Origin of the sequence: Bartonella henselae str. Houston-1 (genome assembly GCF_000046705.1) — a bacterium.
Taxonomy (GTDB): domain Bacteria; phylum Pseudomonadota; class Alphaproteobacteria; order Rhizobiales; family Rhizobiaceae; genus Bartonella; species Bartonella henselae.
The window spans coordinates 342,333-355,472 of sequence record NC_005956.1 but is presented as its reverse complement, the minus strand read 5'-3'; the positions used below and the strand labels follow the sequence as shown (position 1 = coordinate 355,472).

General features: G+C 37.4%; 9 protein-coding genes. 2 read left to right on the top strand and 7 right to left on the bottom strand.

The window, feature by feature from the left end:
* Positions 1 to 258 precede the first annotated feature (258 nt).
* Both mutL and AYT27_RS01395 read left to right on the top strand, forming a co-directional pair.
* Positions 259 to 2,097 carry a DNA mismatch repair endonuclease MutL gene (gene mutL / locus AYT27_RS01400; RefSeq protein WP_011180219.1) on the top strand — a complete coding sequence of 613 codons (1,839 nt, stop codon included), beginning with the start codon at positions 259 to 261 and terminating at the stop codon, positions 2,095 to 2,097.
* Positions 2,098 to 2,217: 120 nt separating this feature from the next.
* Positions 2,218 to 2,454 carry a DUF2093 domain-containing protein gene (locus tag AYT27_RS01395; RefSeq protein ID WP_011180218.1) on the top strand — a complete coding sequence of 79 codons (237 nt, stop codon included), beginning with the start codon at positions 2,218 to 2,220 and terminating at the stop codon, positions 2,452 to 2,454.
* 44 nt (positions 2,455 to 2,498) lie between these two features.
* Here the strand turns inward: AYT27_RS01395 and lpxK are convergent, their stop codons facing one another.
* From lpxK to AYT27_RS01340, 7 genes are all read right to left on the bottom strand, one after another.
* The gene (gene lpxK, locus AYT27_RS01390; RefSeq protein ID WP_011180217.1) at positions 2,499 to 3,518 is read right to left on the bottom strand and encodes a tetraacyldisaccharide 4'-kinase; all 1,020 of its coding nucleotides are present in this window, start codon (positions 3,516 to 3,518) and stop codon (positions 2,499 to 2,501) included.
* The gene (waaA, locus tag AYT27_RS01385) at positions 3,508 to 4,830 is read right to left on the bottom strand and encodes a lipid IV(A) 3-deoxy-D-manno-octulosonic acid transferase (RefSeq protein ID WP_011180216.1); all 1,323 of its coding nucleotides are present in this window, start codon (positions 4,828 to 4,830) and stop codon (positions 3,508 to 3,510) included. Before waaA ends, lpxK begins: the two co-directional genes overlap by 11 nt.
* Positions 4,831 to 5,653: 823 nt before the next feature.
* Positions 5,654 to 5,899: a DUF4170 domain-containing protein gene (locus AYT27_RS01375; RefSeq protein ID WP_011180215.1), complete on the bottom strand. Its 246-nt coding sequence runs from the start codon at positions 5,897 to 5,899 to the stop codon at positions 5,654 to 5,656.
* A 45-nt stretch (positions 5,900 to 5,944) separates the two neighbouring features.
* A complete protein-coding gene (locus AYT27_RS01370) occupies positions 5,945 to 6,748 on the bottom strand; it encodes a 3'(2'),5'-bisphosphate nucleotidase CysQ (protein ID WP_034447481.1) in 804 nt (267 codons plus the stop codon).
* On the bottom strand, positions 6,735 to 8,066 hold the full coding sequence (locus AYT27_RS01365) for a TldD/PmbA family protein (RefSeq protein ID WP_011180213.1): 1,332 nt from the start codon (positions 8,064 to 8,066) through the stop codon (positions 6,735 to 6,737). The genes AYT27_RS01370 and AYT27_RS01365 overlap by 14 nt, the downstream gene beginning before the upstream one ends.
* A 2,854-nt stretch (positions 8,067 to 10,920) precedes the next feature.
* The gene (rsmD, locus tag AYT27_RS01345) at positions 10,921 to 11,490 is read right to left on the bottom strand and encodes a 16S rRNA (guanine(966)-N(2))-methyltransferase RsmD (protein ID WP_011180212.1); all 570 of its coding nucleotides are present in this window, start codon (positions 11,488 to 11,490) and stop codon (positions 10,921 to 10,923) included.
* Positions 11,471 to 12,868: a pseudouridine synthase gene (locus AYT27_RS01340; RefSeq protein WP_011180211.1), complete on the bottom strand. Its 1,398-nt coding sequence runs from the start codon at positions 12,866 to 12,868 to the stop codon at positions 11,471 to 11,473. The genes rsmD and AYT27_RS01340 overlap by 20 nt, the downstream gene beginning before the upstream one ends.
* Positions 12,869 to 13,140: the final 272 nt, after the last annotated feature.

Sequence of the window (13,140 nt, the reverse complement as noted above, 5' to 3'; positions counted from 1 at the left end):
CCCAGATGATTGATGAGTACAAGATTTTTAATTTGTAAGGTTATTCACTTCTCATTTTACCAATCAATTTTCTGCTACAGTTCATCATAGAATGTTAAAAACAATGAGATAGTACTTGATACAAAACCCTTTGAAAGTAAATAAGTGTTATTTTGAGCATAAGACCTTTCACACACTCTCATTCTTGAATGTTGCACAAATAATGCTATCATATGTCAAAACTTCTATAGAATCCTTAGGAATCTTGTTAGATTTATTATGATCATACGCCATCTCAGCGAAAATATTATTAATCAAATTGCCGCCGGTGAAGTTATTGAACGGCCAGCAAATGTTGTCAAAGAACTTGTTGAAAATGCCATTGATGCTGAAGCAACTCGCATTGAAATTGTTACAACAAATGGTGGAAAAAATTTTATAAGGGTGAGTGATAATGGCTGTGGTATTCCTGCCGATCAGTTAACTCTAGCTGTTTCTCGCCATTGTACCTCAAAAATTACCGATGATGTGCACAATATCTGCTTTCTAGGATTTAGAGGAGAAGCTTTACCCTCTATTGGTTCTGTTGCTAAACTTAAATTAACCTCACGAACACAAAATGCTGAAAGTGCTGCTGAAATTATCGTTACAGCAGGAAAAATTGTCGGTCCCAAACCGGCTGCCGCAAATCCTGGAACAATCGTTGAAGTTCGTGATCTCTTTTTTGTCACGCCAGCACGGCTAAAATTTATGAAAACTGACCGCGCTGAAACGAATTCCATTACCGATATGATTAAACGAATTGCTATTGCATTTCCACATATACACTTTTCTCTTTCAGGTTCAGACAGAACTTCTCTGGAACTCCCCGCTACAGCAAATAATACTCAAGGACAATTACAACGTATTACACAAATCATGGGTAAAGAATTTGCTCCCAACAGTATCGTATTGAATGCTGAACGCGAATCAGTTCGTTTGACTGGATTTGCTTGTTTGCCATCTTTCAACCGTAGTAACAGCCTGCATCAATTTGCTTATGTTAATGGGCGTCCAGTACGTGATAAATTTCTCTGGGGAGCAATCCGAGGAGCCTATGCTGACGTCATGACACGAGATCGTTATCCTGTATCCATTCTTTTTATTGATCTGCCACCTGCTGATGTAGACGTTAACGTGCATCCAACCAAAGCCGATGTCCGTTTCCGTGACCCAGGGTTCATTCGTGGTTTAATCGTTGGAGCAATTCGTGAAGCATTGCACCATACTGGTGTTCGCTCTACTTCAACGCGTTCTGAAGCAATGTTAGCTGCATTTCAAACACAAAAACCATTGAAAACTTTTAAAAGTACTTATAAGCCTTCTTCTTACAGCCCACAGCCTTATCATGTTGAATCAGCATCAATGGTAAACAAACCATTGGATATTATCAGCCCTGTTGGTTTAAAAGAAGATGCACCTCCTCTTATGGAAGGCTTAGATATACCAAGCGGTGATGCCTACACTCCAAACACTCCAGCTGCATCAGAAGAATGCTCTTATCCATTAGGAGCTGCTAGAGCACAAATCCATAAAAATTACATTATCGCTCAAACCCAAGATAGCTTGATCATTGTCGATCAGCATGCTGCTCATGAACGATTGGTCTATGAAGCACTCAAGAATGCCCTTTATTCTAAACCACTGCCTTCACAATTATTGCTTATCCCTGAAATTGTAGAACTCTCTGAAGAAGATGCAACATGCCTTCTCACACACAAAGATGCTTTGCAAAAATTTGGCTTAGGAATAGAAGCATTTGGACCTGGTGCAATCGTTGTGCGCGAAACACCCTCTCTACTAGGAGAAATAAACGTAGAAGCACTTATTAAGGATCTCGCAGATGAAGCTGCTGAATATGATACGACAGATAATTTAAAAACAATGCTTGATTATGTTGCAGCAACTATGGCTTGTCATGGCTCAATACGGTCAGGACGCCTTTTACACCCTGAAGAAATGAATGCCCTCTTACGGCAAATAGAAGCAACACCCAATACAGGTACGTGTAATCACGGTCGTCCTACTTATATTGAACTCAAATTGGCTGATATAGAGAGACTTTTTGGTAGAAAATAAGTGTCCTTCACCATTTTGGTAAGAAAGAAATACTTTTTTAATTTACTCTCGACTTTATAAGGCAGCTTATGGCACTGTCTTCGGATTATCTCTCATACAAATAAGAAGGAATTATAAAAAATGTTTTCTAGCAATGAACGCGAAGCAAAAATTCATTATTCTAATAATGGATATAAAATCATAGAATATGGAACTTATACCCTTTGTGCCGTCAGTGGACAAAAAATCTTGATAGATGATTTAAAATATTGGAATCATCACCGTCAAGAAGCATATGCTAGTTGTGAAATTTCCTATCATCGCGAGCTTGAATGTAATCCGTATCTCAATCAATTATTAAAAGCCCAGAAAAAATAACTCATTGAGAGCTCTGAATTCAACTCTTTCTTCAAAAATGCAAATTAAAGGGAATGTTTGCGTTCTCTAAAACGGATCATGACCTCTTGAAGTAGCACACGGCAAAAATTTTTTTGAACAAAATTAACGTTAATATCAAATACAACAAGATTTTTTAAGTCTTCTTGCATCTTACTTGTCTGTATACGTATATAATCTTTAGCCGTTGTAGCTAGCCATAAATTGTGCATTTTAGCCCTTTGGACAAGATTTTTTAAATCTGTATTGGTAAAGAAATAGTGATCTGGATAAAAGTAAGTTTGTACAACATGACCGGATAGTTCTTTAATGGATTTTAAAAACTTATCTGGATTGCCAATACCTGCAAATGCCAAAAATGATTTTCCTGCAACCTTATCAGATGCTAATGATTCGAGATGAGCATGATGCAAAGATTTTCCAGTGCGATTGACAAGAAAAGCAATATAATCACACGCATCTGAATCACCAATCAATAAAACACTGTCCATTAAAGAAAACTGTGTTTTTAAGGGTACACGCAAAGGCCCTGCTGGAAAAACAGCTCCATTACCAAAACCACGCATTGCATCTACGACAAGCAACGCATAATCCATATAAAGACGACGACTTTGAAAGCCGTCATCCATTAAAATAAGATTACATCCTTCTTTTTTGAGTCTTTGTGCCGCCGCATAACGGTCAACTGATATAGCAACAAAAGCATGCCGTGCAAGTAAAAGTGCTTCATCGCCCACATCGTACGCATTGTCATGCTCCTCATTGACAAGATGTATCCCCTTAACCCTTCCACCATAACCACGTGAAACAACACCAGGCACGAAACCAAGCTCTTTTGCCACTTTTGCAAAAGCAATGACAACGGGTGTTTTGCCTGCACCACCACATGTAAAATTACCAATACACAAAACAGGAAGATCAACAATTGGGGGGTGTCTTGCCATACGGCGACGTGAAAAATAAGCATAACCCCACGAAATTGGAGCTAATAAAAAACGCAAAAAGCTTTTATTTTTCCACCAAAAATGAGGCGCGCTAAGATGCATATCTACTCCGATACTGACTTAAACCTGTTTGTATTACAAGAGGTTGCAAAAACGGATCAAGAATTTTTAATGTGCGTTCGAGTGCACCTGCCATACCTGTTGCTATTTCATAGGCTTTATCAACCATTTCTCGCCGTAATAATTCATTTGTTAAAAGCCTATACACCTGAATAGCAAGCTGCTTTTTATCTTGAACCATATATGCTGCATCACGCATTAAAAATTGTTCAAACATCTCTTGAAAATTTGAAACATGAGGCCCTGTCAAAATAGCTGAACCAAGCAAAGCTAACTCCAATGGATTGTGTCCACCCTCTCCACATAACGACTTCCCAAGAAAAGAAACTTTCGATAAGCGAAGAAAAAGCCCCATTTCCCCAATCGTATCTCCTAAAAAAACATCCGTATCCCTCTCTGGAGCAGCAGAATTGCTTCTACGAATAAAATGCAAACCCTTATTGCTGCATTTTTTGATAAGATCTTCCGAACGCTCAGGATGACGGGGCACAATGATTGTCAATAAATCTGGCAAATAATTTTTAAGAATCTTATGAACCTCAAAAGCAATCTCTTCTTCCCCTTCATGGGTTGAAACCGCTGCCCAAACTGGGCGATTGCCAATAGCATCACGATAATGTGCAAGCAATGCTTGATCTTCCACCCAAAAAACATCAGCCTTAAGATTGCCAGAAAGCGCAACAGATTTTACTCCAAGTGCATGGTAATACGCTACATCTCTTTTGTTCTGAGCAATAACCAGGTCAATATGCCTAAAAATATGCCTGGCAAGAACGGGTCGTTTTTGCCAGGCTTTAAAAGAATGTTCAGACATACGAGCATTAACCAAAATCTGTGGAATACGCATTTTGGCAAGTTCTTTAATACGGAGAGGCCAAACTTCTGATTCACAAATTAATGCTAAATCAGGCTTCCAGTGACTGATAAAACGACGCACTGCCAAATCTAAATCCAACGGAGCATATTGATGAATTAACCGTTTCCCAAAATGCTTTTTCACAAGGGAAGAGGATGTTACAGTCCCTGTTGTCAATAATATATTGATTTTTAATGATAAAATATAATTAATAAGCGGAAAAAGAGCAAATGTTTCCCCAACACTTGCTGCGTGCAACCAAATTAATGGGCTTGGAGGGCGTACTTGATAGCTTTTACCTAAACGCTCTTTTTGACGGCACCACTCTTCTTTTCCACGAATAGTACGAACAAACAAATAAAAAGGGACTACAGGACGTAAGCAAAAGCCAATCATCCGATAGATTAAAAGAGCCGCATGTGCCTTTAATTCTACCATTTAAAATCACCTCATTCACTCGTTTTGAAGTCTCTATAAGCTTCTTTTGTTAAAAAATTTATCAACTCTGTTCATTGCACCCAATTTTTTATCTCACAAAACACCCTTCATATTTTTGGAAATAAAAAAATCTCTCCCTTGAGAAGAATTAAAACTCTAAAGGGAAGAAAAATTGCAATTTTTCGCGTATTTTTTCAAGAATTTTCTCCTGTAGAACAGGCCATGTACCAAAGTATAATAAGGCAAAAAGGTAAATTTTTTACACAATAATCCTTTTTCTAATTTCATGCGCTTTTTCATATGAGATATCCACATTCATAGCTACTTTTTCTAAACTTAAGGGCATTTTGAACGCTAAAAATACCTATCTTTCCTTTTATGAACATGATATGTTTTATCTGAACCACGCACAATTTTAAAATCTCACTTTTTTGTAAATTGCATCTTTATTTCTACACAAAAAGAATGAGAAAATACAGCAGCGACCTTTTCATCTTGAAAATGAAAAAAGACTTCATGATATGCTGTTCATGCGAAAAAGTGATAATAATTGGATGATAAACACTTTGTGCCTTGACAATATCATCTAAGCTTTTAGCTGCAAATTGATCACATAAACAAAACACAGACACAGCTAACATCTCCACAATAAAACTTTTATAAACCATATTTATATCGGGAAATGCAACTTTTCTCGCCAAAGTGACTTTTAAAAGCACTGCTTATTTTTCTGAATTACCTTACTCATTCTGATTCAAAGCTAGAAAATTTAATCTTTCTACACGTATATCACTCAAAAGAATAATGATCAAATATTCAAACTTTACTCTGCATCGCCATTTTCTAGATCAAGAAGCCGATGCAAGTCTAGAATGTAATAACGTTGCAATGCGTTGTCTACAGTGCTTTGCGCTTTCGCATGCCATGCCTCTTGCGCTGATTGGTAATCAGGAAAAATACCAACTACATCTAAATCATCAACATTCTTAAATTGATTACTATTGAGATTTTTTAATTCTCCACCAAATACAAGATGCAAATATTGTTTTTTTTCGTTGGTTTCAATCATGTGTGCCTCCATATCATTTAGAGATTTTAGCGCGTTTTTATGTGATTAAACTAACTTTGCTTGACGAACAACATCTATCATATTTTGACAGCAATTATTTTTGCCAGCAACTAAAAATCCATATTGATAAGGTTCAATCCCATACGATAAAAAAGGTGCATCAAGTGGCAGAAAATACCCCCCACATTCCTGCAAAATAAGATCAGCAGCGGCAATATCCCACGCATGACAATTCGGACGAATTAACACAATATCGATCTCACCTTGTGCAACAAGAACAATACGATAGGCAAGAGAAGGAATGTGACGGTAAAAACTAACCTGATTACAAAAATCATCCGGCAATTTTTGAGCTAGCGATTTGTCAAGCGAAACTTTATATTTTCGATTAACCTGAGATGGCAAAAGAGGAAGCTTTATGCCATTTAACGTCGCCCCTTCACCAGTAACAGCTGCATAAACGTTCCCTTGAGCAGGACACTGGACAACACCTATGATGGGGCGCCCATTCTCAATAATGGCAATAGAAACACACCAATAGGTACTGCCAGAAAGAAAACCACGCGTTCCATCAATAGGATCAACCACAAAAGAGCGTTCATAGCTCCGTTGACTCCGATTATCTTTTGTTTCTTCTGAAATCCATCCATAATTCGGACGTGCTACAAGAAGCCTTTCCTTTAAAAAGTGATCAACTGCTAAATCTGCCTCACTGACTGGTGAATTGCCCTCTTTAATCCAAACATCCAATTCACATCCAAAATACTTCATCGCTAAATTTCCTGCCTCTCGACAAACATCAAGTAAAAGATTTAGGTCAGAAGAATGATGTGTGTTATTTTCCTGCAAGAGTCATTCCTTCAATTAACAATGTCGGAGCAGCTGTACCATAACGCCGATCAATATCGCTCGCGGGTGTTAAATGTGCTAACATATGGAGCAAATTAGAACCTAACGTTACTTCACTCACTGGATAAGTGATCTCACCATTTTCAATCCAAAAGCCCGAAGCTCCACGACTATACTGGCCGGTAACAAAATCAACGCCATGCCCAAATAATTCTGTAACATAAAAACCGCTCTGCAAATCTTTTATCATATCGTGAGGTGATACTAAACCCGGCTCAATAGCAAAATTGGTACGCGCAGGCTGAACCGACGACGCCGAACGCACACCGTGACCATTGGTTTTAAGACCTAATTCACGCGCTGAAGATGATGAAAGAAGCCAATTTTGTAAGATACCATTTTCAATAATATGCAATGTTTGCCCCTCTACCCCTTCTCCATCAAAAGGACGAGAAGAATTTCCACGTAATCGCAAAGGTTGATCTGTCACATTCACATAAGGCTTCATCACCGCTTTTCCCAAAAAATTTTGTAAAAGACTTGTTTTGCGAGCTACAGATGCTCCATTCACCATATGCGCGATATGTCCAGCAATTCCACGAGCCGTACGCGGATCAAAAATAACATCAACACCCCCAGTTGCAGCACGAACTGCTCCCAAACGTCGAACTGCGCCTAATCCCGCATTTCTGCCTACAATTTCTGCTGCTTCTAAATCAGAAAAATGTAAAGCAGTTGTATAATCATAATCCCGCTCCATCGCCGTGCCCTCCCCAGCAAGCGCACTGCAAGAACGTGAAAAAAAACTGGAACGATAGGCTCCACAAAAACCATCGCTGGTCACAAGAACAAATCCGCTACAGCCATAAGCTGTCGCAGCTCCTCCAGAATTGCTTACCCCTTTAACGCTAAGAGCTGCTGCTTCCATTTTTAAAGCATCTTCTGTTAAAAAATGACTGTTTGGAACAAAATTATCAAAAAGATCAAGATCTTTAGGATGCGTAGCCAAATACTCTTTATCTGCTAAACCTTCAAATAGACTATCCGGAGAAGCTTTAGCCATCGCAACAGCACGTTCTGCTAGTTCTTGCGGAAAAGTTGCTAAATTGGCAGAAACACTTGCTACTTTCTTACCGACAAAAACCCTTAACGTAAAATTATCGCTCTCTGAAGCTTCTGTCGATTCGACTTTTCCAAAACGAACCGATACACTGGTAGAATGTGCGCGAACAATAACAGCATCAGCAGCATCTGCCCCAGAACGCTTTGCCTCCTCAACCAACGAAGCGGCTTTATCAATCTGGTTCTTGTCAGTCATTATGACTCCTTTAAATATTAATCATTTACATTGATATGTAATTTGGCCAATTTATACAAAGATGTAACTCTTGTATGCTCATCGATAAAAATTATGCACTATTCATGCATTTTTTTCCTTCAATAAATCAAAAAACTTCTCTTTTAGCTGCTTTCCAAAAAGACACAAAATATTGTAAATTTCTTGAGCTTCAACCTTTTTAATTCGCTTCTACCATTCCACCAAATAACTTTATAGTACCATCGAACCAAGAGAAGATCATGCAATAATTCTTAACCTTAACCAAACATTTTCAAGTCCCCCAATAATCACAATCACAAAATGATCTAAACAATTTTTTTAAACTCATTATCTTTTTGAAATACTTATCGCTACAAAATAGTTCGATTGTCAGCAAGAGCATGACAACTCATTGCAAACATTGTATCGCGAAGATGTAATATAATTTTCGATCCAATAATCACTCCCAAAAGGAGATAAAGTAAGCCAGACATCGTTATCGTATGACAAATTTTGTTGTTTGGAGAATTTGACTCCGTTGAAGTAATATACTCATGATTAAAGATCATGCGCGTAAAAGGAAGTGTAGTATAATTAGAAAAACAAATATTTTTATCACTTTATCAAGAATAAAAATCACTTTCGGCCCTTTTTTAGGCTTCATACATTCTACAGTTCCTGCTTTGTTCCCCAATCAAGTTTATGATCCCCATAATGGCTAAGTCGTAACATCTTCCCACATAGCCCAAACTTGCTCTGCACTTGCTGTGTATTAATTTTTTTGCTATGTATTCCTTTAAACATTCAGGTCCTCTTCTTTACAATTTATATTTTAAGTACGTCAAAAAGTAATGTCAAAGTGACCATTTACAGCAATGGCAGGATACTTAAAAACTGCCATAATTTATTTGTTCTACAGTGATTAACATATATTATATCTTCAAATTATCAGATTAAAAACAGAGATGTGCAGGATAACAAAAATTCTTAGATTTAAAATCTTTCTTTCTATTCTAGATCAGTTGTAAAAGAAAGTGCTATCGCGAAGGTTACTAGGCTCTACAAGAACAAACATAGTGTTATAAATGCAAGTACTATTAAGATAAAGCATCGGCAAAATACCAAAAAACTCAGAAACAAAAGTTGTTACTGCAAATACAAAAAGCGTTCTTAATAAACAAAAACAGAAGGTTTTTATTCACCCTCCTCATTTCATAAAAGTTTTATAAAGAAAATCCTGTAATCTTTTTCTCAGTACACCTGCAATCCTTAGCTTATAGATACGACAATAAAGGTATAAGTTCTTTCTTGTATTCTCAAAATCTAGATTGTCTTAATGCTACACGTTTTTTTCTAACATACATAAAAAGTATATTGTTGCCATTTTTTTCACGCAACAATCAAAGATCTGATTACTCTTAAATCTTGGAAAACTTTCATAAAACATTATGAAACGTAAGTTGAGACCAATTGATCATTTTAAACTCTTGCCGTAACCAACTGAGATCCTTCAAATTTCTATAAAAAATCTTTTCTCACAAAAATAGATGAATAATTCGCTTTTAGATTACCATTGCTTCACGAATTCAGACTACATCATAAGTTGTAATTTCAAAAAAAACCCCATCGCGCTAACATTCTCCAATGAGAATTGGTTAAAAACACAAGTCCTTGAACTTTTTTTAAAACAACCGATTGTGCCTGTTTATTAAAAATAACCCTTTTTCGAAAAGGTACAAAATGATGTGCTTGCTCAACTTGATAAACATAGTTATCTTTAATTATACATTGAAACTCTATTCTTTGAATAACCTGATCAGAATGCATTTCACATCGGAGACAATAAATAAAGACTTCATCTCTCTTAGAGTTTTTTTGAAGTGGCTCTGCCCTGCCATAATAAATTTGAAGCAAGCCAAATTCGGTTGCAAAGCATGCGTGAGATAGAGAAATTTCAGCTATCCAATGTTTCGTTCATACCCATTCTTTCATAAAACAAGGAACATTCTTTATACGACATGAAATGTCTCTTCTTTATTTAATTATCACATAACGAAAGTGGTCTTTCCATACCGTTGAGGATAAAAAGAAAACTGAGTGAATTAAATCTGTACGTTTCTGATGAGCTGTTGATTACAACGGTGCAGCTAAAAAATTAAGCCAAAAGAAGTCATAGTTATTGCCTTAAAATATATCTCAAATCATGCATCACCATCTTTGAACTTATGAAGGTACAAGCCAACACCATTATTCTATTTACCAATTTAAAATGGTGCGACTTCTCTCACATTGAGACAGTTCATAAAGGGCATTTTACTCTTTTCTTAAACAAATTTTATAACCACATTGCTTTCTCTTAATGACATATAAGCGAATGGTTTTTATTGATTCATCATGAACCGATTTGCAATGAGAAAATTTGACTTTATTCGAAGCTTGAATTCAACATGAAAAAGATAAATTACCTTTATAAATCAATTTCTTGTTACGAAGATGCTCTACAAATAGTTACCGGATTAGAAGCAAAGTTTGAAATTGCTAAAATTCTTTCTCAAGAGATAAAACATTCTCCCATGCATTCGTTAAAAAAATACATTGCATGGTTATCAATCATCTCGTTTATACTATACTTGCCATATCTTTAAGGTATTAAAATGCAGAAAGACTGCTATAAAAATCAATACATAAAGAAACCATTTTATTTGGCATGATCGTAAAGCTCTTGATGAAAAAATAAAATTTTATAATCTTTGCTCCATCACTTACGTTACAAAGCAGAACGTCTAAAAGAAGAGCACATGAAAAAACTGTACAGAATAATTTTTTTCATCTATCGAGTCAAAATGAGAACTTCTTAAACCTGAAGCGATGATCGCAGTTTATAAAAACGTATTGTTGTCTCACCATAAAAACGCTCATCATCTAGATAAAATATCTCAGGTAAATGAATAATCGCGTCTTTCTTTTCTTCAAGCACGAAGAGTGTATTAGCTTTTGCCCACCCTCCCTGTAACACTTCCATAAAAGCACGCTCACCTAAACAACGACCATAAGGAGGATCCGCACAAATTACATCAAATGGAAGCATTGTGCCAATATTGCCAAGTTTGGTAGCATCACGACGCAAGATGCGCCCAATTGACTGTAATTCAAGAGCTTCAAGATTTTTTTGTATCAGTCCACGCCCCTCAACAGAGTTTTCAACAAAAACAGCAGCTTTTGCCCCACGCGATAGAGCTTCTATGCCTAAAGCACCAGTGCCGGCAAAAAGATCAAGAATACGTTTGTTGACCCAAAATTGCCCTTCTTGGCTTGCAAAAATATTGAAAAGACTTTCGCGCGTACGATCACTCGTTGGACGAATCGACTGCCCTACAGGTGCAAACAAAACACGCCCAGCAAATTTACCGCCGACGACTCGCACGGGACCCTCCAAATCGCTTCGCTGTTTTTGTATGACCGCTATGCGTTCTAGATTTCTTCATAGTTCCATCAAATGATTTCGCTCTTCGCCTATTTTCAAAAGGATGCTCATCATGACTGTCTTTCATAACCTTTCCTTCTTTCTTAAAAAAATCACCCTTTTTGTTAGAAACACGCGCCTTACTATAAGAAGTTTTGCCCCGTTTTTGATCAAAACCAACGCCCTTTTCTTTCCGCAACTGATCTTTTGACTGTTTTGCCCTATGGAAAGATCTGTTAACGGACAAATCGCTCTTATGAGCATGATGAATACCCTCACTATAGAAAGATTTTCTATGTGCACTTTGCGGACGTGCACCAGGTGCCATCCAAACATTAGAATGGCGAGAACGAGGCAAAAAACGCTCTATTTTTCCCTCCTCGCTCTTCTCTTTGCCCATAAACTTCTTATCTAGTTTTGTACTCAATCGCGTTCGACCGCGCTCAGCAGAGCTCTTTCTCTGTCTGCGCCGTAAATCTCCACCATGTGAAGAAATCCAGCCATCATTTGCAACAGTAAGATCTTTATGACTTCGTTTTTCCGCAACAACCGCAGTATTCGAAAAAGGCTTGAGAATAGGAGCATCAAAATCTGCATTGGCTTGCATAATTAAACGCTCCCCTAATTGATCACGTAGCATCCGACCTTTTATCTCACGAACTGCTCCTTCTTCTAAATCAGAGAGCTGGAATGGACCATAAGATATACGAATTAAACGATTGACCGATAATCCTAACGCACCCAGAATATTCTTTATTTCACGATTTTTTCCTTCACGCAAAGCTACAGAAAGCCAAATATTTGATCCTTGTTCACGTTCAATCGATGCTTCAATTGAACCATAAAAAATACCATCAATTGCAATGCCATTTTTAAGGTTATCAAGCGCACTCTGTTTCACTCTTCCATGAGCACGAACACGATATTTTCGCACCCATCCCGTTAAAGGAAGCTCTAATACACGTGCTAAACCACCATCATTGGTTAACAACAAAAGCCCTTCCGTATTAATGTCAAGCCTGCCCACAGAAAGAACACGAGGCATTTCCTTCGGCAAATTGCTAAATACTGTCGGCCTTCCTTCAGGATCACGATGCGTCGTGACAAGCCCTGCTGGCTTGTGGTAAAGCCATAAACGCGTTCTTTCTATAGGAGACAAAGGCTTGCCATCAACTTTAATAACATCTGAGCGCGTAACATTCAAAGCAGGAGTCGTCACAACTGTGCCATTAACAACAATACGACCTGCAAGAATCATCATTTCCGCATCACGACGCGATGCAATACCAGCACGTGCTAATCTTTTAGCAATTCGCTCACTCTCACTGTTTTCATTCATTTGCTTTTCACACCAATCTCTTCTAGTACGTTCAGCAAATTGTTCACACGCACCATACTGCTTATCCTGAAAAAGGGGAGTAGCACAATCGTTTATCATTTTCTATCCTTTAGCAGCATAATGTACCCATTTACTTGCAAGTTGGTTTTAAATAGTTTCAAAAGCAATCACATCCCCTTTGTTAAATAAGAAAGAGCTCATTTACTTCACAGCACACCTCTCTATGAATAGAAGAAGCCTTTTGGCTCTCTAAACTTTAAAGTAGAAAGAAC